This is a genomic window from Streptomyces sp. WM6386, assembly GCF_000972385.1.
Taxonomy (GTDB): Bacteria; Actinomycetota; Actinomycetes; order Streptomycetales; family Streptomycetaceae; genus Streptomyces.
In genome coordinates this window covers 24,621-47,276 of the sequence record NZ_JXTE01000061.1, presented here as the reverse complement: position 1 = coordinate 47,276, position 22,656 = coordinate 24,621, and the positions used below count along the sequence as shown (strand labels likewise).

27 protein-coding genes and 1 riboswitch are annotated in these 22,656 nt (G+C 66.7%); of the genes, 7 read left to right on the top strand and 20 right to left on the bottom strand.

The window, feature by feature from the left end; all coding sequences use genetic code 11:
* Window positions 1–58 precede the first annotated feature (58 nt).
* Complete coding sequence (locus TN53_RS30540) at window positions 59–592, top strand: NUDIX domain-containing protein (RefSeq protein ID WP_046261954.1); 534 nt, start codon at window positions 59–61, stop codon at window positions 590–592.
* A 537-nt stretch (window positions 593–1,129) separates the two neighbouring features.
* On the opposite strand, the gene TN53_RS30535 is transcribed toward TN53_RS30540, so the two are convergent.
* The 17 genes from TN53_RS30535 to TN53_RS30455 form a co-directional block, all read right to left on the bottom strand.
* Entirely contained in the window at window positions 1,130–2,362 is a 1,233-nt protein-coding gene (locus tag TN53_RS30535; protein WP_046261953.1) for a tyrosine-type recombinase/integrase, read from the bottom strand.
* 86 nt (window positions 2,363–2,448) lie between these two features.
* Window positions 2,449–2,694 carry a helix-turn-helix domain-containing protein gene (locus TN53_RS30530; RefSeq protein ID WP_046261952.1) on the bottom strand — a complete coding sequence of 82 codons (246 nt, stop codon included), beginning with the start codon at window positions 2,692–2,694 and terminating at the stop codon, window positions 2,449–2,451.
* A gap of 53 nt (window positions 2,695–2,747) precedes the next feature.
* Entirely contained in the window at window positions 2,748–4,187 is a 1,440-nt protein-coding gene (locus tag TN53_RS30525) for a DNA primase family protein (protein ID WP_046261951.1), read from the bottom strand.
* Window positions 4,184–4,591 carry a hypothetical protein gene (locus tag TN53_RS30520; protein WP_234441732.1) on the bottom strand — a complete coding sequence of 136 codons (408 nt, stop codon included), beginning with the start codon at window positions 4,589–4,591 and terminating at the stop codon, window positions 4,184–4,186. Before TN53_RS30520 ends, TN53_RS30525 begins: the two co-directional genes overlap by 4 nt.
* Window positions 4,588–5,493 (bottom strand): bifunctional DNA primase/polymerase, encoded by a 906-nt coding sequence (locus tag TN53_RS30515; RefSeq protein WP_234441731.1) that lies wholly within the window; start codon window positions 5,491–5,493, stop codon window positions 4,588–4,590. The genes TN53_RS30520 and TN53_RS30515 overlap by 4 nt, the downstream gene beginning before the upstream one ends.
* Window positions 5,490–6,215 carry a DNA cytosine methyltransferase gene (locus TN53_RS30510; RefSeq protein ID WP_046261950.1) on the bottom strand — a complete coding sequence of 242 codons (726 nt, stop codon included), beginning with the start codon at window positions 6,213–6,215 and terminating at the stop codon, window positions 5,490–5,492. Before TN53_RS30510 ends, TN53_RS30515 begins: the two co-directional genes overlap by 4 nt.
* Before the next feature lie 95 nt (window positions 6,216–6,310).
* Complete coding sequence (locus tag TN53_RS30505; protein WP_046261949.1) at window positions 6,311–6,787, bottom strand: hypothetical protein; 477 nt, start codon at window positions 6,785–6,787, stop codon at window positions 6,311–6,313.
* A gap of 204 nt (window positions 6,788–6,991) precedes the next feature.
* Window positions 6,992–9,109, bottom strand: a complete 2,118-nt coding sequence (locus TN53_RS30500) for an FtsK/SpoIIIE domain-containing protein (protein WP_046261948.1) — start codon at window positions 9,107–9,109, stop codon at window positions 6,992–6,994.
* Window positions 9,110–9,208: 99 nt separating this feature from the next.
* The gene (locus TN53_RS30495; protein WP_046261947.1) at window positions 9,209–9,514 is read right to left on the bottom strand and encodes a hypothetical protein; all 306 of its coding nucleotides are present in this window, start codon (window positions 9,512–9,514) and stop codon (window positions 9,209–9,211) included.
* Window positions 9,511–9,675, bottom strand: a complete 165-nt coding sequence (locus TN53_RS30490; RefSeq protein ID WP_234441730.1) for a pRL2-8 — start codon at window positions 9,673–9,675, stop codon at window positions 9,511–9,513. The genes TN53_RS30495 and TN53_RS30490 overlap by 4 nt, the downstream gene beginning before the upstream one ends.
* Complete coding sequence (locus TN53_RS30485) at window positions 9,672–9,995, bottom strand: hypothetical protein (protein WP_046261945.1); 324 nt, start codon at window positions 9,993–9,995, stop codon at window positions 9,672–9,674. Before TN53_RS30485 ends, TN53_RS30490 begins: the two co-directional genes overlap by 4 nt.
* Before the next feature lie 2 nt (window positions 9,996–9,997).
* Window positions 9,998–10,405, bottom strand: coding sequence for an RRQRL motif-containing zinc-binding protein (locus tag TN53_RS30480; protein ID WP_046261944.1), 408 nt, complete (start codon window positions 10,403–10,405; stop codon window positions 9,998–10,000).
* Window positions 10,405–11,280 (bottom strand): hypothetical protein, encoded by an 876-nt coding sequence (locus TN53_RS30475; RefSeq protein ID WP_046261943.1) that lies wholly within the window; start codon window positions 11,278–11,280, stop codon window positions 10,405–10,407. The genes TN53_RS30480 and TN53_RS30475 overlap by 1 nt, the downstream gene beginning before the upstream one ends.
* Complete coding sequence (locus tag TN53_RS30470; protein WP_046261969.1) at window positions 11,277–11,567, bottom strand: hypothetical protein; 291 nt, start codon at window positions 11,565–11,567, stop codon at window positions 11,277–11,279. The genes TN53_RS30475 and TN53_RS30470 overlap by 4 nt, the downstream gene beginning before the upstream one ends.
* A 101-nt stretch (window positions 11,568–11,668) precedes the next feature.
* Window positions 11,669–12,118, bottom strand: coding sequence for a DUF3307 domain-containing protein (locus TN53_RS30465; protein ID WP_046261968.1), 450 nt, complete (start codon window positions 12,116–12,118; stop codon window positions 11,669–11,671).
* A gap of 5 nt (window positions 12,119–12,123) precedes the next feature.
* A complete protein-coding gene (locus tag TN53_RS30460; RefSeq protein WP_046261942.1) occupies window positions 12,124–12,354 on the bottom strand; it encodes a hypothetical protein in 231 nt (76 codons plus the stop codon).
* 89 nt (window positions 12,355–12,443) lie between these two features.
* Window positions 12,444–12,812 carry a hypothetical protein gene (locus TN53_RS30455; RefSeq protein ID WP_046261941.1) on the bottom strand — a complete coding sequence of 123 codons (369 nt, stop codon included), beginning with the start codon at window positions 12,810–12,812 and terminating at the stop codon, window positions 12,444–12,446.
* A 532-nt stretch (window positions 12,813–13,344) separates the two neighbouring features.
* Between TN53_RS30455 and TN53_RS45740 the strand changes: the two genes are divergently transcribed.
* The 4 genes from TN53_RS45740 (at window position 13,345) to TN53_RS45730 (ending at window position 17,355) form a co-directional block, all read left to right on the top strand.
* Window positions 13,345–13,695 carry a GntR family transcriptional regulator gene (locus TN53_RS45740; RefSeq protein WP_095046816.1) on the top strand — a complete coding sequence of 117 codons (351 nt, stop codon included), beginning with the start codon at window positions 13,345–13,347 and terminating at the stop codon, window positions 13,693–13,695.
* 142 nt (window positions 13,696–13,837) lie between these two features.
* Window positions 13,838–15,415, top strand: a complete 1,578-nt coding sequence (locus TN53_RS45735) for a transcriptional regulator (RefSeq protein ID WP_095046815.1) — start codon at window positions 13,838–13,840, stop codon at window positions 15,413–15,415.
* 3 nt (window positions 15,416–15,418) lie between these two features.
* Window positions 15,419–15,772, top strand: a complete 354-nt coding sequence (locus TN53_RS30450) for a signal peptidase I (protein WP_046261940.1) — start codon at window positions 15,419–15,421, stop codon at window positions 15,770–15,772.
* Window positions 15,773–16,230: 458 nt separating this feature from the next.
* The gene (locus tag TN53_RS45730) at window positions 16,231–17,355 is read left to right on the top strand and encodes a pentapeptide repeat-containing protein (RefSeq protein ID WP_234441729.1); all 1,125 of its coding nucleotides are present in this window, start codon (window positions 16,231–16,233) and stop codon (window positions 17,353–17,355) included.
* A gap of 317 nt (window positions 17,356–17,672) precedes the next feature.
* Here TN53_RS45730 and TN53_RS30445 read toward each other — a convergent pair whose 3' ends face one another.
* The 3 genes from TN53_RS30445 to TN53_RS30435 form a co-directional block, all read right to left on the bottom strand.
* Window positions 17,673–18,926 (bottom strand): IS701 family transposase, encoded by a 1,254-nt coding sequence (locus TN53_RS30445; RefSeq protein ID WP_046261939.1) that lies wholly within the window; start codon window positions 18,924–18,926, stop codon window positions 17,673–17,675.
* A 377-nt stretch (window positions 18,927–19,303) separates the two neighbouring features.
* A complete protein-coding gene (locus tag TN53_RS48530; protein WP_046261967.1) occupies window positions 19,304–19,729 on the bottom strand; it encodes a DUF6233 domain-containing protein in 426 nt (141 codons plus the stop codon).
* 30 nt (window positions 19,730–19,759) lie between these two features.
* The gene (locus TN53_RS30435; protein WP_046261938.1) at window positions 19,760–19,981 is read right to left on the bottom strand and encodes a hypothetical protein; all 222 of its coding nucleotides are present in this window, start codon (window positions 19,979–19,981) and stop codon (window positions 19,760–19,762) included.
* 265 nt (window positions 19,982–20,246) lie between these two features.
* Here TN53_RS30435 and rlmN point away from each other — a divergent pair, with 265 nt between their 5' ends.
* Both rlmN and TN53_RS30425 read left to right on the top strand, forming a co-directional pair.
* Complete coding sequence (gene rlmN / locus TN53_RS30430) at window positions 20,247–21,353, top strand: 23S rRNA (adenine(2503)-C(2))-methyltransferase RlmN (protein ID WP_046261937.1); 1,107 nt, start codon at window positions 20,247–20,249, stop codon at window positions 21,351–21,353.
* Window positions 21,354–21,376: 23 nt separating this feature from the next.
* Window positions 21,377–21,484: riboswitch (TPP riboswitch) on the top strand.
* Between the two features lie 78 nt (window positions 21,485–21,562).
* Window positions 21,563–22,651, top strand: coding sequence for a thiamine ABC transporter substrate-binding protein (locus TN53_RS30425; protein WP_046261936.1), 1,089 nt, complete (start codon window positions 21,563–21,565; stop codon window positions 22,649–22,651).
* Window positions 22,652–22,656: the final 5 nt, after the last annotated feature.

The following is a 22,656-nucleotide window of genomic DNA, read 5'->3' as shown; positions in this document are numbered from 1 at the left end:
GAGGAAGCTGCCTCCCGTATGGGTGGTGGAGCGGACTACACCGTGAGGGGCGGGGCGTATGTGGGTTCCGGACAGCCTGGACCGACTGCGGGAGTGGCTGGAGAGGAACAGCATTCCTCTGGAGTCGTGGGGGACCGAGGGGACCAAGTCCGTACAGCACCTGTGGGACGAGATCGAGGCGGGGGAGACGACCTTGGACTCCGAGCCGCCGTTGCGTCGCGTCACCGTCGTCACCCTGCGGATCCGGCAGGGTGGCAAGGAACTCGTGGAGATCGCGCAGCTGATGGCCGACGGCAGCTGGCGCCCCAGGGACGAGGCGCCCGCCGAGAAGATGAAGCCCGGAGAGGAAGCGTCCGACACGGCACGGCGGTGCCTGGCCGAGGAACTCGGAGTCGAAGGCCCCGGAGTCGTCGTGGGCCCCGTGTCCGAACGGCGTCTGCGCCGGGACTCGTCCCCGTCGTATCCCGGTCTGGCGTCCGAATACGTCTTCCATGAGGTCGACGTCCAGGTGCCGGGTCTCTCCTCGTGGAACTTCTGGACCAGGGAGGCCGGCGACGGGGTGGTTTCCGCCCATCTCTGGGCGTGGCGGTAGTCGACTGGGGCACTCCGGTTGATCTGCGACACTGGTATGACCATGCCCAAGCCCGGAGAACTGGCAGGCGTCAGGAGCGAACAGGCCCCCTATCTGCGTCTTTGACGTCGACAGGGGGCCTTCGTTGGGGCTCTGGGCCGTCTCCGGGCCGTCTGGTTCGTCGCCCAGTCCTCTAGCGACTATCGGTGAAGATCAACACCAGGATGCCGATACCGAGAGTTGCTGTGGCGATGAACGTGGCCCCTCCAGCTGTCGCGCAGTCAGTAGGCGTCGTGCCAAGACACCTGAGCAGGATGCCGGTGACGAGCGCTAGGACAACGGAGAGAGTGAGAGCGAGCGCGATAGCCCACAGTTTTCGTTCCCGATTGGTCACATAACTGCCGTAGGTTTTTGAGGGTCGTTGTCGGTCACGACTAGGAGGCCGGGCGTTTTGGACGGGATCGATAGACCGTGACAAGGGCACATCGTTTGCCTTTTGGGCCGTATGCGCGGTGCAGCTACGGTACGCCCAAGCGCACGTTGATCGGGCACAGTTGCTTACTCTTCTGATTTGAGTACCTGGTCGATTGCCTTTCTTGTGCGTTCTTGACTTGAGGGCATCAAGTGCGCGTATACCCTCAGCGTCAGCGCCGGGTCGGCATGCCCCAGGTACTGGCTGACGGCCTTGATGCTCTCCCCGGCGTCCAGCAGAACCGAGGCGTAGAAGTGCCTCAGCGCGTGCATACCGTGCTCCCGTGCGGACTCGTACCTGCCCTTCTCATCGGCCTCCGCAATCAGGCCTGCGGCTGCAAGAGCTGGCTTCCAGTCCTGGATGTTGAAGTTACTGCGCCAGGCAACCCCGTTGGCTGTATTCGTAAACAGCAGACGAGCCGAAGCCATCGGGCCATCTGGCCTCCGCCACGGGAGCGTGACTTCAACGGGCTTGTACTCGTCCATGTGGGCACGCAGGGCAGCAGCCACCGACGACGGCAGCGGTACGTCCCGCTCCTTGTTGCACTTCGGCGGGGCGAATACAGCTTTCCCACGGATCATCTTCACCTGCTGACGTACATGGACGATGCCGTCTTCCCAGTCCAACGCATCCTCAGCCAAGCCGACAATCTCGCCCTGACGGAGCCCACACCCAGCCCCCAAGTCCACCATGGCCTCGTACCGCGGAGTGAGGGCTTCACGAACTGCGTACACCTGCGCGGGCAGCCACGGCACAACGCGTCGACGCTCAACTGTTGGCGGACGGACGGACTTTGCGGAGCACGGATTCCGAGCGAGCAGGCCATCGTCCACAGCTGCGCTCAGAACTGCTCTAACGTCGCCGTAGATGTTGCGCGCGTATCCACCGCTCACGGCGATATTGGCCTCTAGGCCACTGACGAGTTCGCGGATGTGTTCGGGGCGGAACGAATCGAGTGGACGCGTGCCCAGGATTGGGAACGCGTGCAAACGCAACCGTTGTTCGATCACAACCTGACTCGCCGGGTCGATAGCGTGGGCGTTCAGCCACTTCACGGCGTAGTTCTTGAAGGTGATCCGGGCTGCATGGGGGTCGATGTACTGCCCGCGTGACAAGTCGGCCGCAATGTTGGTGAGCCACTTTTCGGCGAGCCGCTTCTGCCCGTCAGGGAAGCTCTTGGATTTCTCGCTACCGTCGGGGCCCACGTATCGGGCGCGGTAGCGCATGCCGGTGCCGTGGCGATCGGTCTTTACCTTGGCTGTCTTTCCGTGGGAGTCAGTCTCGGTCTTGTACCAGCGGTCTTGGATGTGGCCTGCCATCTGGGGCGTGGTCCCTTCAGGGCATGAGGAAGGGAGGGCCACGGCGTGACCCTCCCCACGGAGTTGTGCTGTGCGATTGAGCCGTGTCAGGCGGCGTCTTGCTCCGCGCTCTTGCGCTGGGCGACGTAGGCGCGCACGTCGGCGGGGTCGTAGCGAAGGTGCTTGCCGACGCGGAAGCCGAGCGGGCCGGTCCGCTTCTTGCGCCACTGGTAGACGGTCTCTAGGGGCACCTCGAACATCTCGGCGATGTCGTCGGGGGTGAGGTACCGGTCTGGAAGGCCGCCCCGGAGGGTGGCGCGGGGGTCGGTCTGGACGGGGGCGGGCGCGCTCACGTTGTCCTCCGCGAGTTGGATTCACATTGCTCTGAGTCGCGACTCATCGGCACTCAGCGGCACTCAGAGGGGTTTTGAGACGCGATGAGTCGCGACTCAGGCAAATGTGGTTCGGACACGTTCAGCGTGATCCCGGTGTAGGTGACCACCTGCCGGCCGTACGCGTCGCGGGGCCGGGAGCGGCTGAGCTGCGGGACCACGGAGAGCAGGTTGCGGCCGAACACCTGCTTGGTGCCGGGGCGGACGCCGTTGTCCTCGGCCCACTCGCGCCAGATGGTCCACAGGGCGTCCACGGGCACGCTGCACATGGGCCCGGTGGTGCAGCGTTCCCGGATGAAGGCGGAGGTGGGGGAGGCAGTGTCCTGCATGGTGGTGACTGCCTCGCGACTGGAGACCGGTTCGGTGATCCGGCCCCTCTGCTGGAGGCGGGCGAGGCCTTCCAGGGCCCAGTTGAGGATGCCGGGCATCTCCGCGGTGAGCCGGTCGAAGAGGGTGGGGTCTTCCTTGCCCAGCCAGGACACCCGCATGTTGAGCAGGACGAAGCGGCGGGCGATGACGCCGGAGGAGTCACCGAAGTGCGGCAGTTCGTTGGACAGGATCACCAGCCGGGTGGGCAGCTTGCCGGTCCACACCGCGCGGTACTTGCGGTCGATGTCGATGGTGTCCTCACCGGAGATCGTCAACAGCCGCTCTACGACCTGGCTGTTGTCGTTGCCGGACAGGCGGGCGTCGGAGATGACCGCGAGCGGCTTGCCGATCAGCGTGGACAGTCCGAAGTTGGTGCCGAGTCCGGCGAGCGTGGGCCCGGCGAGATTCTCCTTGCCGACCAGCTCTTTCAGCACGCGGGCGATGGTGCCCTTGCCGGAGCGGGACGGGCCGACGATGAGCAGGATCTTCTGCTGGTCGGTCCGGCCCGACAGGACGTAGCCGAACCACTCCTGAAGAGCGGCGACGGCATCGGGGTCCTCGGGCCAGATCTGCGCCAGGAAGCCTTCCCACGTCGGCGCGGTCGCGGTGGGGTCGTAGGCGAAGGGGACGGAGACCAGGTTGAAGAACCCGGGCCCGTGCGGCAGCAGCCCGCGGTCCCGGATGCGCAACAGCCCGTTCTCACACGCCACGATCGGCCCGTCGTCCGCCATATCCCCGCCCTCGATCCAGGTGGGGGCATCGGTCTCGGTGGGCAGCAGGGTGATGGCGCCCAACGCGTCGAGAAGATTGCTGATCTTCTGCTTCGTGGGTGCCCAGTCGTGCACCTCGGGCTTGTTGTCCTTGCCCAAGGTCACGTAGACCACGTGTTCCAGGCGGGTGTACATGGCCGCGCGCACCTGTGCGTCGTCCATCTCCCGCCAGCACGTTCCCGTCCAGCGCATCCAGGAGGCGCGCCAGCGCCGGCACACCAGGCGTCCGTCCTCGGTCTGCCAGTCCGGCAGGAGACGCCGGGCGACGGCCAACGGGTTGGAGGGTGCGGGCAGTTCTTCGAGGTCGTCGGTCATGCGGCTCGCCTCCCTTGCTGGGGGTTCAGGCGCGGGCAGGTGGTGCGGTGGTAGTCGTAGTCGGCGACCAGGTCGGCCACGCTGTCGCGGCCGGTGGCGGTGTCGGTCTGTCCGCAGGGGCAGGCGTAGGCGGCGGTGGGGGTGTCGCCGTAGCGCTTGGACCAGCGGGCGCCGTCGTAGTGGTGGCGGTAGACGGGCGGGGCGTAGATGCGGATGCCGGGCCGCTCCGGCGTGGGGTTGCCGGGAGTGCCTTCCTGCGCGTCAGGGCGAAGGGCAGTTCGGACGCCCTGACGGGCGACGCCTGTCGGCTCGCCCACGGCCGTCGTGTCCACAGCCTGTGGAGCGTCGGTCGGCACCGGTGGGGTGGCCGTGATGCTCTTCAGGAGGGGGCGGGGGGTGCTCATGCCGCGGTCCTCCTGCTCTGGTTGTGGGCGATGGACCAGTTCAGGGCGCTGCGAAGGGTGGAGCGGCACTCGGCAACGGTCAGTCCGGCCCGCTCGCCCCCCTCCTGAAGAGCCTGCTCAACCACGTGCCGGGGGAGGTCGCCCCACGCCACGAAGCGCCCCAGGGCGCGCGCCGCGCGGAACAGCGTCGCTTCCCGCTCGCCCTCCACGGCGCGGGCCACGTTCGCGGCTTCCTCGGCGAGCGCTACATCCGCATATCGGCTAGATTGCGCCGTTACGGCCATCGAAGGGGCCTGAGACGGCTTGGGGGCCGGTACGAGGATGCTGCGCAGCCATACGGGCAGAGATGCGGCCACAGGCTCGCACAGGGCTTCGTAGGGTCCGGCCGGGGTGGTGCTGCCCGCTGCGACGACGTAACCGCCCCATGCACGGGTGTCGACCAACTCACCGATGGTGCGGGCTGTGTTGGCCATCCGCACGCCATTGGGAGCGGCGAAGTACAGGTGCTGTCCGTCGTTCGCGGTCCGCACTCGGTAGGTGTCGGGGACGGCGTGCCCGGCGCGCTCGCAGAGCGCTTGGAAGGTTGCCGCGCCGTCAGGCGCGTCCGAACTGTCCATGTCGTGTGCGGGCTTGGGCTTGTCGAGGTCGACGACCACCAGCCCGGAGGGGCCGGTGGCGATGCCGACGTTGAACGGCGCGTGCGTCCAGGCGGCACGGATGCGGTCCGGGTCGGTGGTGGCGCGCTGCTCCCACGTCAGGTGCCCGTTCACGCACGGGCCGGTACCGGGGCAGGTATCCGCGCCGTGCAGGGCGGGCGGGCGCTTCATGCGGGGGCGGATCGGGAAGACGTGCCAGCCGCGTTCGGCGGCTTCCAGCGCGGAGTGCATCAGGTGCTCGGTCACGCGGCCACCCCCAGCGCGATCGTGGCGAGGTGGGCGCGGCCGATGAACTCCGTGTAGGCGGGTGGAATGGCCTCGGTCAGTTCCTCGCGCACGTCGGTCCACGTGATACCCATCGCAGCCTGAAGCTCCTGGACGGTCGGCTTGCCGCCGCCGCTGCCGTAGGCGGCGACGTACGGGCCGTCGTAGAAGCGGCCGTGGCGGTAACCGCGCACGCGGCCCCGATGCGGGACGTGCGTCGGCTGCTCGGCCGTCCAGCCGCCCAACTCGAAGTTGCGGTGGCGGATGACTCCAAGGCCGAACATCTCGCCGCACAAGGTGAGGTCCTTGCGGATCTCCGCGCGGCCGTTGGGCTGCTCGATGGCATACGGCAACCCGGTCCTGTCGAGCAGGTCGCGCGTGGGCGCCACCAGGTCGACGTGGGCGCGGCCCCACCCCTGGGAAGCGTTGGTGCCCACGGTCAGCGCGCATCCGTGCTGGCACGGCGGGGAGGCGTGGACGAACGTGTACCGCTGGATCTCGCCAGATGCGACCAGGCGGGCGAGGTAGGCGAGGGCGTCGCCCTGGTGGTACGGGAAGGGGTAGTTCGGACGGTCGGCGAGGTCGCAGCCGTCCACGTCGAAACCGGCGCGGGCGTAGCCCACGGCGGCTCCGCCGGCGCACGAGAACAGGTCCAACAGGCGCGGCCGGGTCCGCTCTCGCCGGATGGGAGTGGGATGGGTCATGCTGGAGGTCTCCTGTTTCTGTCGAAGGGACGGAGAACCGGGGCGGTCGCGGTCTTTGGCGAGAGGCGACCGCCCCATCTGTTTCTCAGCGCAATTCACTGGTGGTTGTTGGTCTTGGCCCACACGCCGGTCGTGCGGGTGTGGACGTTGCGCCGGTCCTGGTAGACGGGTCCTTCGTAGTGGTGGTGGACGTCCGGCGCCGGCTTGGCTCGCGCGGCGAGCCGGGCGAGGGCGAGCACGAGCGCGGTGGGGGCGCCGAAGACGAGTCCGCATACGAGCGGGTCGGCGAACTGTGAGACGTACATGAGCACCGCCGCCGTGCCGCCGACCATGGCGGTGGCGGTGCCGCCGGCGAGCATGAGGACGCTCGCGTCGGTGGCGCCCTGGCTCATCGGGGGCCGGCCCGGCTGGACGACGGGCGGGGCATCGCCGTGGGCGGGAACGGGAGTCTCGTCGCGGTAGGCGGTGGGCCGGTAGGCGTCGGCGATGATCCGCCGGGCCTCGGTCTCGGCCTGAACCGCGCTCAGTCCGGCGCCCGTGGAGGCGGGTTGGGGGGTGGTGTCGGGGTGCATGCGGAATCCCTTCCGAACATGGTTCAGGGAGGTAGGGACACCCCCTTGCGGGGGCGCTGTGGAGGGGGTTTTCGGGGGCTGACCTGCACTGCCTCCCTGCCTCCCTGGCTGATCATTTGTGCAGGTCAGGGCGAGGGAGGCGGGCCAGGGAGGGGGTTGGGGGTGTATCCCCGCATCCCTGACCCGGGAGGGTGTGTCTCCCTGCTATCCGGCGTCGGAAGCGGAACCGTCTGCGTCGCGGTTGGCGAGGGCGCGCAGGACGTGATCGCGGTGGACGACCATGCGTCCGTTGGACTTCTTGGGCTCCTCGCCTGCGTCCTCCAGCACGCGCTTGAGGTCGCCGAACGTCCAGGCGCCGTAGGCGTCCTCGTTGAGCGTGGCGAGCCGCTTGAGGATGTCGAGGGTGAGCAGCCGCGATGCGTCGCCGATCACGTGCGCGATGTCGGCGAGCGCATCGCGGTCCTCGCCGCGTTCGATCACGGTCAAAGTGGTGACGCCGTCGCGGAGTGCCTTGGCGCGCTCGGTGATGGCTTCGGCCGCGTCGTCGTCGATGTAGTGGGTGCGGACCGTGATGGACGCCTGTCCGGCCGGGATGTCGATCCCGGACGACGCGAGCACCAGCGTGCCCTGATCGAGCCCCGGGCGAAGCAGGTTGGGAGCCGCGCCCCCGTCGACCGCCTTGTCTCCCAACGCCATTCGGGCCTGTGACTCGGTGCCCAGCGCGAGCGAGGCACGGGTGTGTGCCCCTTCGCGGACCAGCTTGGGCAGGTTCTCGTTGGTGGGGTCCTGGGTGCCCTGCCACATCAGCACGTTGACCGCACGCCCCTGGTTGTGGATCTTACGAACCGCCATGAAGTACCGGGAGTTGGCCTTGGAGCCGCCGTAGGGGCGCTTCTCGTCATCTTTGGCCGGGCACATGAACGCCATCTGCGCCTCGTCGACCAGCACGATGAGCGCGGGGAACTGTGTTCCGGGCGGTTCCTGGATGCGGCGGTTCATTTCGTCGACCGCGCTCTCCACCATCTCGGTCACCTCGATCACGTGCTCATCGGTCGGGCCCTGGATCAGGACGTCGGCGAGGCCGTCGAACATGCCCCAGTCACCGATGCCCTTGAGGTCACCGATCAGGAACTGCACCGACCTGTCGAGCGCCAGCCACAGGGCGAGAGAGCGCAGGGCGACGGTCTTGCCCTGGTTGGACAGACCCGTGATCAGCAGGTGGCGCTGATACAGCGACAGGGCGGCGGCATCGCCGCGCAGGTCCTGCCCCCAGGGGGCGCGGCCTTTGGCGTAGTCGGCGGTCATCGACTCGTCCGTGACCAGCGGGGACGGCCCGATCGGCTCATCGAGCGCGCCGGAGTCGGCCACCCACAGCCGGACCGTGCGGGCAGCGGTGGGGATGGTGATGAACACCTCGTGCTCGTGCCGGGTCAGGTTTTCGGCGAGCTTGCGGCGCCGGTTCTGCACCTCGTTCGTCGAGACCCCCGAGGGGAGCGTGACGTCGACCTCGACCCCGCATCCGGCGATGGTGATCGGTCCGAGCATGGACGCGCCGGCGTCGCCCATCTCCTTGATGGCGTTCCTGAGTGCGGGCACCCCGAGGTCGCGCAGGGCCTTGACCACGATGGACGGGGTGATCGGCTCGCCCTCGCCGGAACGGATGTTGGCGGGCAGGGCCCACTGTGGGGCGGCCTGCTGCTTGCTGCCGACCGTCCACATCGCCAGCAGGGCCAGCAAGGGGCCGACGACGACCGCGGTGGGCCAGATGATCTGAACGATCCGGATCAGCGTGGCGATGAACTCGATGGTGGCTTTCAGCGGGGTGATGACGTCGCCGACATCCTTGGTGTTCAGGGCCATCACGATGCCGAGCGCGACCAGCACACCGATGCTCATCCCGGTGCCGACAGCGACGCCCTTGGCTGCGTCCAGGGGCGAGTGGAGCAGGTCCATGCGGCGGCGGTGGCGGGCGTCGCGGAAGCGCTGGAGACGCTCCTCCCACTCCTCCGCAACTTCGTAGTTGCCTTGGGCTTCAGCGGCGCGGAGCATGCGTTCGTAGCGGGCGCCGGTGCGGCTGTCCCAGGTCCGGCGGGCCACGATCCGCCCGCCGTTGAACGTGTAGAGACTGTGCCGGACGACCGCACGGCCGACGGTCGTAGTGCGCTCGTGCGTGGCCAACGTCCGCAGCGCCCGACCGGAGCGCACCCACAGGGGAACGGCCGGCCCGTCCGGCGCGTCGGCGGCGACGGTCAGCGGGATCGGGGGTGTGCCGTGGTCCTCGGGGTCGGGGTCCTTGTAGAGGTGAACGACGTTCTCAGACATGCTGGAACTGCTCCTGACTGCCCCGATCGGGGCGGGAGTTGAGAGGGAGAGCGCCGGGGTGGCCGGGTCCTGGCAGACAAGGGCCACCCCGGCGGGGGGTCAGCGGTTGTGGCGGGCGCGGTTCTCGGCGCGGCTGAGCTGCGACGGGGCGGTGCGCGGGCCGTCGATCCAGCAGAACGGGCGGATGCCGTCAGCGGCCTTGAACACGCGGATGGCGGCACCGTGCGGGGCGCCGGGCAGGGCGTAGACCCATCCGGTGTCGAGACTGGCCAGCAGACGGGCGCCGTGGTGCTCGCACCCATCGGCCCCCGCGCGGGTGGCGTCCAGCACGGTCACCACGACCGGCCCGACACAGGGCGTGGGATCTTGCGGGTGCGCGGCGGGGCACCGGCCGTTGCTGCTCACCGCCGGCCCGCCTTCTGCTTGGGCACGAGGTAGGGGCAGCCGTTGCGCAGGTGGTCCACGCACGGCTTGCAGTCCTCACGCGGCTTGAGGCGGCGGTGAATGCTCCGGTCGTAGGCGTGCTGCCAGCACTGCGGGCACTCACCCGGAGGGGTCGGCTTCACCAGAGCCACCCCCCAGAAGACTTCTTGGCGGCCTTGGCGGTGGCGGCCTCGGTCACGATGCGCTGCCGCTCGCTCTGCAACGCGGTCAGTTCGGCGGTGAGCCGGGTCAGCACCGACTGCCTGGCCGACTCCAGCCGCCGTTCCGCGCGGTCGGTGCCCTTGCCGCGCACCGCCCGGTACGAGCCTCCGGCGAGGGCGCCCATGACCTGGCGGCGTTCGGCGCCGGTCAGCGGCCACCACTCGTCGTTGTGGACCGCTTCGATCTTCCGCTGCGTGTGCTCGATCTCTTTGTCCAGGCGCTTGGTGTTGGGCTTGCCCATGGTCAACTCCTCCTCGGGGGAGCGCAGTTGGCGGGTTGGGTGGTGTCGGGGTAGGCGCACAGCACGCAACAGCCGAGCGAGGTCGGAAGGCAGTAGCTGTAGGTGATCTGGCAGACCGGGCAGGTGCGGCGGGCCAGCATCGCGAGCGCGAGCGCGCCCCACTTGCGTGAGGTCATCGGCCGTACCGGTTTGGCGAGGTCCTCGCGGTACAGGTAGGCCACCCGCGGACCGCCGGCGCGGCGGTTGATGCGCATGACCTGCGCAACGACCTCCTGACCGCCCGGACGAAGCCCCTTGGCCCGTAACTGCCGGCGGGTGGCCAGTCCGTCCGGGGCGAGCTTCCACGGATAGGTGGGTATGCCGTAGCGGGCACCGTTGGGGTCGTAGCACTTGGCCCATGCGGTGGGCATCAGGCCACCGCCGTCACACGGTTCCACGCCGCCCGCAGGCGGACTTCCGATGCCGAGTGCCCGGCCGCGCGGAAACGCTTGGCCATCTCGCGGTAGGACAGAGCGGGAGTTTCACTCGTGCGGATCTCCTCGACCAGCGCGTCAAGCGCCGCGTCCGTGAGCGCGGGTGCCGACTCCAGCGAGAGCACGGTCACCGGCTCTACGGGACCCCAGACGGGGAGCTCCCAGGGTGTGACGCCGGGTGTGACGCGGCTCGTCACGCTGGTCAGTGCCCTGGACGTGTCCTCGCCCTGCCGCGCCTCCTCCAGCGTCGACCACGCCCCGGCAAGGGACTTGGCAGTCTTGGCCTGCACCCGTGCCACGCGGGCGCCGGCCGACGTCACAGCGGTCAGCCGGGTCTCCTCGCTGGTGGCCTCCGACCGGAGCCGAGCACGGGCCACGGCCGCTTCGTCGCGCGCCTCCTGCTGGATGCCCCGGATCGCGTCCAGCGCCATCGGGGTCAGCGCGGTGCGCTCCCACAACCCGTGCACCAGCCACAGCGCTTTGGCCGCGATCGGCAGCCAGGCCACGGCCAGCCACGCATGGGCGGACGTCTGGGCGGTCAGCGCATGCGCCACCAGGACCCCGGAGGCGATCAGACCGAAGAACCAACCCACGGCGGTGACCACGCGGTTGTGGTCGCCCTGCGCGGCCAGACGGCGCTCATAGGCGAGGGTGGCCAGCCAACCACCGTCGATACCCAGACCCACGACCACGGCGACGAGCCAAGGCACGGCCGTGCCGAGCCACATCACGACCACGGCCAGGGTCAACACCATGGACACCGCCGTCATCGCGACAGCGGGCAACACGGTCTTGGTGGACTTGGCACTCATGCCGCCGCCTCCATTCCCGACCGGTGGCCGTTCGCGGCGCGCAGGAACGGCACGGTGCGGGTGAGGGCGTCGGCGTACAGGGAGTCCCAGGCGGCGATCTCGTCGCCGTCCCAGGCCTGTTCGCGCAGGTCTCGCAGGACGTCGCGGGCGGCGTCCTCGCGGGCCGCACGCTCGAACTCCGTCTCGGACTGAAGCGGGCCACGGAACAGCTCGATGTCGATGCCGAGCGCCAGTTCCGCGAACTCCGTCTCGTCGTAGGCCTCGTGACCCGCGACGAAGGTGCGCATGGTGGAACGCATGATGGATCTCTCCTGTCAGAAATGCGGGGAAGGGACCGGGGCGGTCGCGGTCTTTGGCGAGAGGCGACCGCCCCACGAAGAACCGGGAGTCAGACGGTGGCGATGATGAGCGCGGCGATGAGCAGCCACAGGTGGTGGAAGGACTGGTCAAGGGCGTAGGCGCCGGTGCCGATGTGCGGGTTGTCGTCGTGTCCGGCGCGCGGGGTGCCGAGTCGGTAGAACCCGCCCAACCCGAGCGCCTCGGCAAGCCGGGCGAGCGTGGTGCGCCGGTCGGCCCACCAGTGCGTGACCGCGTCGGTGCCGAGACCGGCGACGATGCCGAGCACGGACACGTGCAGGTCCAGCAGCCAGACGAGCGGCAGCAGGACGGCGAGCTTGGTGGCGGTGAGGGTGGCGACGTGCCGGGCGTCGGCGAGACGGCCGACCCAACCGGGGCGGCCCTTATGCGCGGACTGGTGCGAGGTCTGCACCCAGTGATCGCCCACGCTGTGGGCGACGTATAGGGCGACGAACACGGCGGCGAAGACTTCAGCGGTCACGGCGGTCACCGACTCTCGTCGCGGGCCTGCACGAGCTGAATGGCCAGCCGCGGGAAGTCGGCGACGCTGTCAAGGTGCGCGAACGTCACGCCGTGGATCTCAACCGCCTTGAGCATGTCCCGCAGAACCGAAGCGGCATCGGCCACCTGAGCGGCGGTCGGCCGGTGAGAGGGGGCGTACTGGGCCGCGGCAGATGCGATGCGGCGGGCGATGTCGTCGAGGTCGCGCTGATTCACGGATCTTCTCCTGTTGTCGAAGGACATGAAGGCGAGGCGGTCGCGGTCCTTGGCGAGAGGCGACCGCCTCGCAGGGCGTAGCGGCGGGGTCAGACGCGAACCCGGCGAGGCCGGTTGAAGACGTTGACCAGGCCCCCGGCGAGGCTGGTGACCGAGGTGAACGCCACGAAGACCGTCAGGGCCCAACTCGCGCCCAGGTCACGGACGTAGTGGCCGTTGACGACAGCTGCGGCGATGCCGAGCACCAGGAACAGCAGCGTGGCGAGCGCGCGGCCAGTGGTCATCGGCTTGGTGGCGCGGGCGACCAGCTCGATGTCGGCCGGGTGCACCGGGCGCAGGGTGTTGCCGTTCAGCTGTACGTCGACCACGTTCCCGGAGTGGTGGGCGGCGACGCCGGCCACCGTTCCCAGGGCCTTGTCACTGCGGACGCGGACGACGTCACCGATGGCGAGCAGCATGGAAGTTCCCCCTCGTATGTGGTGGACACCGGGGCTCCGGCTCCTCTCAACCCCGCCCGTACGGGACCGCTCCGCAGAGCGCCCGGACGCGCGGGGCGAGCAACCGGCGCGGCGCTAGCCGCCGCGGTTCGGTGGACGCTGACCGGTCGTCCGCAGCACTGCGAGGTGCTCACGGGCGGTGGGATGGAGCGGCGCCGCCGTGCCGGTCGATCACGGCCGCGCCCGTCGCTTTCGTCGGCTCACTGAGACTCCTTCAGGCCGCTGAACAGGGGATTTGCACTGCAAGGGGGACCTTGTCCCCACTCTCCGGCCGTTGCTCGCGGTCGCCGGGCCACCTCGCCAGTACGGGCCGAAGCCCTGTTCCATCTGGCCTTTAGCGGGATTGCAGCGTCCCCGCCCTGTGCGTTCATGCAGTAGAAGTGCGCCCTAGGGCGCCCTGATGCGCATCACTCTGACAGTGGACTGATGCCCCGTCAAGCCCTTCTTGTGATGCGCCCTAGTGCGGTGGTTGTGACCTTGGTACGGTGACTAGGTGCCGATCAGTAGAGATGCCCCCAGCCCGCTACACCTTCAGATCGCAAGCGACCTGCGACAGCGGATTCGGGCTGGCGAATTTGAGCAAAAGACTTTTCCTTCACTCCGATCGCTGGCCAAGCACTACGAAACGGCACAGGTTACGGTGCACGACGCCGTCAAAGTGCTACAGCAGGAAAAACTGATCGTTTCTGTGAGCGGCAAGGGGACCTTCGTCCTGCCCCTAGAGGAGGCGGCTTCGGTCGGAGCGAACGACAGCGAAGGTCTGACTGAGCAGCTCGCATCGTTGCGCACAGAGCTCGAAGAAGTGAAAGAACGCCTTAGTCGCCTCGAAAGCGGTGCGAGTTAGTGCGATGGTCTCGGGATTTCGACTGTTTGGATTTCTGCTTGTTCATGAGAGAAGTCAATCGCACGACTCGGTGAATCAAAATGAAGTGATAGTGCAGTCAGAGTGCAGCCGCAGTGCAGACCGCTGACAGCAGGGGGACTCATTGGACGTCGTTGAGGCGTGGACTGGTCAGAACGCCAGTGCTCTGAAGAGGGCGTTTCGCGACACGAACGAGGGATTTGCCGGTCGTCTTGGCACATCAGTCAGGACTGTCGCTGCATGGAGTGCTAGTCCGCAACTGGTTCCAACAGTGGAGATTCAGCGCGCCTTGGACACGCTACTCTTCCAGGCGGCGGACGACGTTAAGGGGCGCTTTGCCCTTTTGGTCGGGAGCCGCGCCCCAAGTGCGAGCGAGCAAGTCCCCGCAGTTCGCCAGACGGCGGCGCAACAGCGTTTAGCGGAAGACCGTCACATCGCAGCCGCCTTGGCCTGGCTCGAATCAAGCTTTACTTGGGCTCCTAGGAGCGCGCGAGAGCTAGTAGCGGAAGAACTTGCAGCGTTGGACCCGCGCGCTGTGGAAGCACAGGCGCGACGGTTCGCGCAGGTGTCTCGGGAGCAGGCCGCCGAGGCGGCGCGGCGCTATTACCAGGCAGGGTTCGGCCAGTGGCGTCCATATAAAGCACGGCTAGCCGGTCAGGTGCTTGCGACAACGATCCTGACTCAAGATTCGTGGCTTGACCTGGAACAGCCTTTGAGTAGCGGACGGGGCAACTTCCAGTTTCTGCCCAACTTGCGGCACGAAAAGAAGCTTAGTCGCGATGTGGCAGAAGAAGCCGTGCGAAGCTTGACGGAATCCATTGAAAAGGGAAGTCAGATCGTCAATTCTGAGATCTACAACCTAACTTCCTTGGATATTGAGCGCGGAACAATATCCGGTAGTGTCGGCGTCATCGATTTTGTTGAATTCGCCCTGACGCTCAACCTCTTGGAGGGTGAGCTTATGCGGTCGATCGCCATTAAAGAGTCCAACCGGTCACCAGCTATGCCGATACGAGACGAACTTCTACCTGACGTGGCGGCGGTTCTGGACTTCGGTGGGCGTGTTTGCGCAGGCGGAGCGCTCGCCCTAACTGCGATCGCACGGCCAGGTGGACGGAGCCATGACGCTGACTATCTACTCTTGATTCAAGAGCGGTCTGGCAGTGTGCTAAACGCGAACCGACGTTTGGCGGTCATCCCCAAGGCATTCCACGGGCCGATGGCTGACTACGGCGAGGACGCCCACTTCTCGGCGACGCTCGAACGAGAAATGGAAGAGGAGCTCTTCGGGCGGACTGATGTGGACTCGACTGTCGGCGATCAACTTCATGCTGATCCGATGCACCCCAGTCTTCTATCTGCCCCGATGCGTTGGCTCATGGACCGGCAAGACAGCGGCGCCTGGCGAATGGAATCCACAGCAGTAGGTGTCAACCTCGTGAGCGGCAATTATGAGTTCGCGAACCTGATCGTCATTGATGACGAAGAGTGGTGGGTCAAGTACGGCGGGCAGGTCAGAGCGAACTGGGAATCGAGCGGCCTGCATCGCTATTCCAGTGTCGATACTGTGCGGCTGGAATCGTTGGCGCTTGACCCACGCTGGAGTAATGAAGGTCTCTTCGCATTCACTCAAGGGTGTCGGCGACTCGCCCAAATAGGTGGGCAACGTGTTCGGATGCCTTCAATCGAATTGGAGTCTTAGGCCGTGGCTGATAACTGGTATACGGGCAACGCGAACGCCGATTCAGACCAGCACCGCGGCTGGCTTCTGGGACATTTCATCGACCCCGGCAAGAGTGCGGTGCGCCAGACGGGGGCACTGGAAGTTAAGTGGGGTATCCACCCGGCCGGCGACCAGCGGCCGGAATGGGTTGCTGATGATCAGCGGACTGCCATGCTCCTTCTCGTGAGCGGCAAGTTCCGGCTTGACCTCAGCGTGGGTAGCGTCACGTTGGAAAGGCAAGGCGACTACGTGGTGTGGGGGCCCGGTATTGATCACTCGTGGCAGGCAGAAGAAGACTCTGTAGTCGTCACAGTCCGCTGGCCGTCTATCGTCTGAATCGAGGGGCCCGGTCTGACGGACCAGGCCCCTCGTGGTGCTCTGGCGGCCCCGTTCAGGCGTTGGCTACCCTGCTACCGCACCTGTTTCATTCCGCCCGAGGCAAGCAAACCGCAGGCCAAACCCCTGAACCATGCGAGCAGCTATGCCGTGAAGGCTTCATTAGTCGACTGCTGCTAGCCGAAGTGGCACCCTCACTCGCTCGGTGATCTTCGGAAGGTGGGTGTGCCCAGGAAAGAACGCGCCTACAGTCACGTCCTGTGGGGAGTCCATCGTGGTTTCACAAGCGGGCAGATCAAGACCAGAGGTCACGTCTATGGCCTATGGGGCGAGCTCTGGTCTTGGCGTTCGCTGGCGCGGTCGTCATTGCAGGGGGCGTGTTTTGGGCCCTCGTAGACTTGCTGGAAGTGCGTCAGTTAAGGACTGAGACGCTCCTGACGGCCAGCACCCTATTTGACATGGTGAAGTTGTCATTTGGGGTCGTCGCTGGTGCTGGCGCCCTGGTTGCCCTGGTCGTGGCTTATCGCAAGCAGCGCGTCGATGAAGAAAGTGCTCAACGCGAGGCCACGCGCCTTCATACCGAACGGTTCACGACCGCGGTTACGCAACTCGGGGATCCTTCGCCTGCGGTCCGGTTAGGGGGCGTGCACGCCTTGGCCGCCCTTGCTGACGATGCCCCCGCCCTAGAGCTTCGCCAGACCTGCATCGACGTGCTCTGCGCCTACTTGCGGATGCCGTATGTGCCTGACCCCGGGCCGGAGGATCAGGCGGCTCATCACGAATATCTATCGTTGCGGGAAGTCAGGCACACCATCATTCGCCTGATACGTGACCATTTACAGCCTGAGTCCGTAAATCCTCACTCTTGGCGAGGCAGGGATTTCGATTTCACCGGTGCCACCTTTGATGGAGGAGATTTCAGCAAGTCGGTCTTCTCTGGTGAGCGAACGAGTTTCGATCGCGTGCGGTTCGCTAGTGGTAGAGTTTCTTTTGACTCTGTCCAGTTCAAGGGATGGAAAACATCCTTCTCCGGGGCGTATTTTGACGGGGGTATAGTCTCCTTCGCTTACGCTCGCTTCGATAAGATGGCCAACTTTGTAGGCGCTCACTTTAATGGTGCCACGGTGCGATTCGGTGATACGGATTTTGCTCACTGCTCCGCCTATTTTACGGGTGCACGCTTCACTGCCGGTTTAGTCTCCTTCATCTCTAGAGTGGGCTCTCTCAGGCAAGTGCAGTTCTTGGGGGGCGGACTTCTGTTTGAGCGCATCAAGCTTGAAGGGGCGGTGGTTGAATTCGACAGAGCGCTATTCAAAAACACTACAGTATCCTTCGATGAAGCTCAGTTCAGTGACGGTAGCCTCTCCTTTAAGGCTGCGCAGTTCCATGGCGGTTCTGCATCATTTAAGCGAGCCATATTTAACGGGTGTGACGTTTCCTTCGTGGGAACCTGGTTTCCCACTGCTGTGTTTTCTTTTCAAGAGGTGCAGGGGGCAGCGCCGACCGGCCTGTTGCCCCCCAGGGGCGCGTCCGCGCCTGCCAACTTGCTACTCCCCGCTCACTGGCTGTCGACCTTGGGATGAGACACGACCTTGGAGGGATGACGTGTCTTCCTTCTAAGCTCCGCAGCCGCATGATGCAGGGTGGTTCGTCGATGTCCGCTGGAGATTGGCAGGTTGTCCGGCCAGGTAGTGGGGTGCGTTTTGGAGGCACCGCCGGGCTAGTACTCCAGCAGGATTTCGCTGTCTGACCTGGTCTTTTCGCCGAGTGGCGGGAGTGTAGCGGTACTTCGACCGTGCAGGGCGGCCTCATGGAGACCGCCCCTCGATCGTGCGACAACGCCGCAGGAAGTGACAGCGGCGGGCGACTGCTTGGCGTCGGCGGCGCCAGTTCGACCAGCTCAGCGCGTGACGCCGTCCTCGATGTCCGCGCAGGTGGGAGGGCCGGGGACGACAAGCTGCCAGGAGTCGCCGAACCTCCGCCACTGTGAGCCCGATTGCCCCGGGTGTCTCACCTGTTCCGCCCCCTTTTCCCAGGGCTGGTGTGCCGTAGCAGCCAGGAAAGCGTGAGCGAGCATGGCCAGCGTGACGTGCCGATACCAGCCCACGTAGCGGCGGACCTCGTACTGATCCAGGCCGCACTCGTTCTTCGCGGCCTGGAAGCACTCCTCGATCGCCCAGCGTGCCCCGGCGACCCTCACCAGCTCCTGGACGGTGACCTGAAGGGGCGCGTAGGCGAGGTAGTAAGCGATCTCGTCGGGCCTGCTGATGCTGCGTCGGGCCAGTGCCCACCGCATCCGGTGAGGGACCTCGCCCTGATAGTCGAACTCGGCGACGGCTGGCAGCCGCACCGCGGCCCAGTGGTAGACGCGGGGCCCCTTCGCACCGTCGCCGCAGGAGACTTTCTCCCATGCCTCTTCCGGAGCCTGCGCGAACAGGCCCTCGATCCGTGAACAGCCCACGCTGAACTGGGACTTGGGGACGGCCAGCACGTAGCCGACCCCCGACTGCTCCAGCAGCCGACGGAATCGGTTGTCCTGGCCGTAGGCGGAATCTGCGGTGACCCAGGCGATGGGCAGAGGCGAGGCCAGGGCCCGCAGCACCATGTGCCGAGCCAGTTGGCCTTTGGTGGCGAACTCCCGCTCGTCGGGGACCTTTGCGGTGCGGCAGCGTTCCCGGTCCTCGGTCCAGGACTTCGGGAGGTAGAGCTCGCGGTCCACCAGCGCGCGGCCCTTGGAGGAGGCATAGGCGGCGAAGACACCGATCTGGCAGTTCTCGGTCCGGCCGGCGGTTCCGGAGTACTGGCGCTGAACCCCGGCTGAGATGGTGCCCTTCTTGATGAACCCGGTGTCGTCGATGATCAGGACGCCGCCGGTCTCGCCCAGCTTGCCGGCGACGTATCCCTGGAGGTCGTCGCGGATCTCGTCGGGTTCCCACTTCGCTCCGGCGAGGAGGTGCTGCAGGCCGTCAGGGGTGGAGTGGCCGGCCTGTTCGGCCAGCTGCCAGCTGTTCTTGCGGGCCACCGGGGCGAGCAGCCCGCGCACGTAATCCCGCATGCGGCGGCGGAGCTCGACCCGGCCGAAGCGGTGCCCGATGGTCAGGAAGAGGTCGTCCAGTTCGAGGTCCCACAGCGCGGCGGCAGACTCGGTGATCACCCTCGGAGGCTGCCCCGCCGCTGTCACTTCCTGCGGCGTTGTCGCACGATCGAGGGGCGGTCTCCATGAGACCGCCCTGCACGGTCGAAGTACCGCTACACTCCCGCCACTCGGCGAAAAGACCAGGTCAGACAGCGAAATCCTGCTGGAGTACTAGGACTAGACAACTCGTCAGGCGGGAGCCGGGCGCGGGCGGGCGCTAGCAAGCGCACGTCGGTTGGGTCGACTTACATGCAGCCTCATTCCCTCACGCGTCCCCCGGAGAGGCTGGAAGCGTATGAAGCAGGTCAAGTCCGCTAAGCGCGCTCCACTGCAAATCCGCCGGTAGGGGAGCGGGAGCAGATTGTCTAGCCGCTCAGCTCCACGCCCTGCATGGTTCAGTCGACATCGATCCCTAGCTCTGCGTCTGGGCGGCAGAACGGGCAAGCCTCCACCATGGGGTCGAGCAGTGCCGCGCGGGCGTCCTGTGCGGTCACCGGGTGCGCGGGGCCGGCGTTCCCACAGTCGTCGATGTGGATGCGGGCGGGCTCTGGTCCGATCGCCCTCCGCTGTCGTTCCACGGCGAAGCCGGTCCCCTTGGGCCCGCGGGCGTTGCTCGTGAAGCCGGTCGGGGCGGCCGGCCGCTGCCCGCGCACTGAAGGTGGTTGCTGTGCTGCCTGACCTTCTGTATGGGCCAGTGCCTCAGCAACGGCCTCGCGCTGAAGGCGCAGGTACACGCCTACGGTCTCGTTCTCCGCAATCTGCTGCTCCAGGTGTCGCAGGATCGCTCGGAGGCGAGGGACGTCAGGCGGTAGGGCGGACATGGTCCGCACCGCCGGCCGCGTTGCAGCTCGTCACCTCCGGCCCCCTTCTCCCTGCCCGAGGCTCCGCAGCTCCCGCAAGGCCCCGGGTGTCCGGCCGCCGCGCTCCTGCCAGTGCGCGTGGAACAACACCGCGGTCGACAGCTGGTAGAGGCGACGCCGAAGCCCGGTGTCACCAGGTCTTTTGGCGAGCTGACGGTAGACAGCCGCCCACTCCTGCTGTGCCTGGACGAGGTCGTCGGGGAACGGTCGCATGGCCAAATTCAATCATGTGTTCGATTTACTTGGCGAGCGGTGACCGGTCGCACTCTGGATTGAGGGGTGGGCCTCCCGGCCCGGCGCGTGCCGAGCGCAGGTAGGCGGCCCCGACCTGCACCTATGTGCTCACAGTAGGCCGAGACCCGGGCCGTCTGTGGGCCGTCCGAGGGTGCCCCACGACGACCAGGAGCGACCAGCAACGACCACCTCGCACGGCTCGCAGCGCAGGTCACATGATTCGATCTGCGACACTGGTCTAGCCATGCCTAAGCCCGGAGAACTCACTTTCGTCGCCCCCCGCGGAGCCAAGAAGCCGCCGCGGCACCTTGCCGATCTCACGCCTGCCGAGCGCAAGGATGTCGTGGCCGAGATCGGTGAGAAGCCGTTCCGTGCCAAGCAGCTCTCGCAGCACTACTTCGCGCGGTACGCGCACGATCCGGAGCAGTGGACCGATATCCCGGCCGGTGCTCGCGGAAAGCTGCAGGAGGCGCTGCTTCCTGAGCTGATGACCGTCGTACGGCATCTGTCGACCGACCAGGGGACCACGCGCAAGACGCTGTGGCGGCTGTTCGACGGGACGCTCGTGGAGTCGGTGCTGATGCGGTACCCGGACCGGGTGACCATGTGCATCAGCTCGCAGGCCGGGTGCGGGATGAACTGTCCTTTCTGCGCGACCGGACAGGCCGGGCTCGACCGGAATCTGTCCACCGCCGAGATCGTCCATCAGATCGTGGACGGGATGCGGGCGCTGCGCGACGGGGACGTGCCCGGTGGGCCCGCGCGGCTCTCCAACATCGTCTTCATGGGCATGGGTGAGCCGCTCGCCAACTACAAGCGGGTCGTGCAGTCCATCCGGGCCCTCACCGACCCCGCCCCCGATGGCCTCGGGATCTCGCAGCGTGGCATCACCGTCTCGACCGTCGGTCTGGTGCCGGCCATCCACCGGTTCTCCGACGAGGGCTTCAAGTGCCGGCTCGCGATCTCGCTGCACGCGCCGGACGACGAGCTGCGCGACACCCTCGTACCCGTGAACACGCGGTGGAAGGTGCGCGAGGTGCTCGACGCCGGTTTCGAGTACGTCGAGAAGTCGGGGCGCCGGCTCTCCATCGAGTACGCGCTCATCCGGGACATCAACGACCAGGCCTGGCGTGGTGACCGGCTCGGGCGGCTGCTCAGGGGCAAGCCCGTGCATGTGAATCTCATTCCGCTGAACCCGACTCCCGGGTCCAAGTGGACCGCCTCCCGGCCGGAGGACGAGAAGGCCTTCGTCGAGGCCATCGCCGCGCACGGGGTGCCCGTCACCGTTCGGGACACCCGGGGGCAGGAGATCGACGGGGCCTGCGGTCAGCTGGCGGCGGGCGAGCGGTAACCTGAGCCCGTACGTACATCTTCATATTCCGACAGGGGAGCGCCACAGCGCTGAGAGTGCGGCAATCGGGCCGCAGACCCTCCGAACCTGGCCCAGGTCATTCTGGGTAGGGAGATCGGTCGTTACTCAAGCTGTTGCGCCCTGCCCGGAGCCTTTCAGAGGCTCCGGGCAGGGCCGCGTCTCTTCCTGGTCAACCCAGGAGGAATCCAGTGAGCATCACCCAGAAGGCCACGGTCTTCGCCGTCGGGTTCGGTCTCGTCGCGCTCCCGGCGCTGTCCGGGTGTGGGTCGTCCGACAGTGACAGCGGCGACGGCGACTCCAAGACCGTCACCCTCGTCAGCCACAACTCGTGGGCCGTCTCCAAGAGCGTGCTCGCCGCGTTCGAGAAGGAGTCCGGGTACAAGGTCAAGGTCCTCGAGGACGGCGACGCCGGGCAGGCCGTCAACAAGGCGATCCTGACCAAGGACAACCCGCAGGGCGACGTCTTCTTCGGCGTCGACAACACCCTGCTGTCGAGGGCGCTGGACAACGGGCTGTTCCAGTCGTACGAGGCGAAGGGATCCGACCTGATCCTGCCCGAGTACCGGGTCGACGAGGACAGGCACAGGGTCACGCCGATCGACACCGGCGACATCTGCGTCAACTACGACAAGGCGTACTTCACCGAGCACAAGCTGGACCCGCCGAGCTCGTTCGACGACCTGATCAAGCCCGCCTACAAGAACCTCCTCGTCACCGAGAACGCCTCCACCTCCTCGCCCGGGCTGGGATTCCTCCTCGGGACCGCCGCGAAGTACGGCGACAGCGGGTGGGAGGGCTACTGGACGAAGCTCAAGGCCAACGGCGTGAAGGTCGTCGACGGCTGGGAGCAGGCCTACAACGAGGAGTTCTCGGGGTCCGCCGGCGGCAAGAAGGCCAAGGCCGACCGGCCGCTCGTCGTCTCGTACGCCTCCTCGCCGCCCGCCGAGGTCATCTACGCCGACCCGAAGCCGACGACCGCGCCGACCGGGGTCGCCGAGGGGACCTGTTTCCGGCAGGTCGAGTACGCGGGCCTGCTGAGCAACGCCGGAAACGGCAAGGGCGGCAAGGCGCTCCTCGACTTCATGCTCACCAAGCAGTTCCAGGACGACATGCCGCTGAACATGTTCGTCTACCCCGTGCGGGAGGCCGCCGAGGTGCCCCAGGAGTTCAAGCAGTACGGCCCGCAGGCCAAGGACCCCGAGACCCTCGACCCCGCCAAGATCGCCGGCAACCGTGACCAGTGGGTCAAGTCGTGGACCTCGCTCGTACTGAAGTAGCCCCA

Bases quoted from the DNA above. Each gene is read 5' to 3' on its own strand.
- TN53_RS30525 (WP_046261951.1), bottom strand. From the start codon at position 4,187: ATGACCGACGACCTCGAAGAACTGCCCGCACCCTCCAACCCGTTGGCC.
- TN53_RS30505 (WP_046261949.1), bottom strand. From the start codon at position 6,787: ATGCACCCCGACACCACCCCCCAACCCGCCTCCACGGGCGCCGGACTG.
- TN53_RS30520 (WP_234441732.1), bottom strand. From the start codon at position 4,591: ATGAGCACCCCCCGCCCCCTCCTGAAGAGCATCACGGCCACCCCACCG.
- TN53_RS45730 (WP_234441729.1), top strand. From the start codon at position 16,231: ATGGTGAAGTTGTCATTTGGGGTCGTCGCTGGTGCTGGCGCCCTGGTT.
- TN53_RS30435 (WP_046261938.1), bottom strand. From the start codon at position 19,981: ATGCGACCGTTCCCCGACGACCTCGTCCAGGCACAGCAGGAGTGGGCG.
- TN53_RS30500 (WP_046261948.1), bottom strand. From the start codon at position 9,109: ATGTCTGAGAACGTCGTTCACCTCTACAAGGACCCCGACCCCGAGGAC.
- TN53_RS30510 (WP_046261950.1), bottom strand. From the start codon at position 6,215: ATGACCCATCCCACTCCCATCCGGCGAGAGCGGACCCGGCCGCGCCTG.
- TN53_RS30475 (WP_046261943.1), bottom strand. From the start codon at position 11,280: ATGAGTGCCAAGTCCACCAAGACCGTGTTGCCCGCTGTCGCGATGACG.
- TN53_RS30470 (WP_046261969.1), bottom strand. From the start codon at position 11,567: ATGCGCACCTTCGTCGCGGGTCACGAGGCCTACGACGAGACGGAGTTC.
- TN53_RS48530 (WP_046261967.1), bottom strand. From the start codon at position 19,729: ATGTCCGCCCTACCGCCTGACGTCCCTCGCCTCCGAGCGATCCTGCGA.
- TN53_RS30540 (WP_046261954.1), top strand. From the start codon at position 59: ATGTGGGTTCCGGACAGCCTGGACCGACTGCGGGAGTGGCTGGAGAGG.
- TN53_RS30480 (WP_046261944.1), bottom strand. From the start codon at position 10,405: ATGCCCACCGCATGGGCCAAGTGCTACGACCCCAACGGTGCCCGCTAC.
- TN53_RS30485 (WP_046261945.1), bottom strand. From the start codon at position 9,995: ATGGGCAAGCCCAACACCAAGCGCCTGGACAAAGAGATCGAGCACACG.
- TN53_RS30535 (WP_046261953.1), bottom strand. From the start codon at position 2,362: ATGGCAGGCCACATCCAAGACCGCTGGTACAAGACCGAGACTGACTCC.
- TN53_RS30455 (WP_046261941.1), bottom strand. From the start codon at position 12,812: ATGCTGCTCGCCATCGGTGACGTCGTCCGCGTCCGCAGTGACAAGGCC.
- rlmN (WP_046261937.1), top strand. From the start codon at position 20,247: ATGCCTAAGCCCGGAGAACTCACTTTCGTCGCCCCCCGCGGAGCCAAG.